Origin of the sequence: Ancylomarina longa, assembly GCF_003996985.1 — a bacterium.
Classification (GTDB): Bacteria; Bacteroidota; Bacteroidia; order Bacteroidales; family Marinifilaceae; genus Ancylomarina_A; species Ancylomarina_A longa.
Window position 1 is genome coordinate 1 of record NZ_RJJX01000162.1, and the last position, 574, is coordinate 574.

At 43.2% G+C, this 574-nt stretch carries 1 pseudogene; it reads left to right on the forward strand.

Annotated elements, in window-relative coordinates:
• Nucleotides 1–574 (forward strand): annotated as a pseudogene (locus DLK05_RS19145) (F0F1 ATP synthase subunit beta); the annotation flags it as partial.

The window sequence follows — 574 nt, forward strand, 5'->3', positions numbered from 1 at the left end:
TGATCAACAACATTGCTAAAGCTCATGGTGGTGTATCCGTATTTGGTGGAGTAGGCGAACGGACTCGTGAAGGAAATGATCTTTACATGGAAATGAAAGAATCTGGAGTCATTAATGAACAAAATCTTGCGGAATCCAAAGTGGCCCTAGTTTATGGTCAGATGAATGAACCGCCAGGAGCTCGTATGAGAGTTGGTCTGACTGCCTTAACTATGGCAGAATATTTCCGAGATGTTAATGAGCAAGACGTACTTCTATTTATCGACAATATCTTCCGTTTCGTACAAGCAGGATCCGAGGTATCCGCCTTATTGGGTAGAATGCCTTCTGCTGTGGGTTATCAACCCACCCTTAGTACCGAAATGGGTACTTTACAAGAAAGAATTACTTCTACCAAAGAGGGTTCCATAACTTCTATTCAAGCAGTTTATGTACCTGCGGACGATTTGACCGACCCTGCTCCTGCCACGACATTTGCACATTTAGATGCTACTACCGTACTATCAAGAGGATTAGCCGCCAAAGGTATCTATCCAGCAGTAGATCCTTTAGATTCAACGTCAACTATGCTACA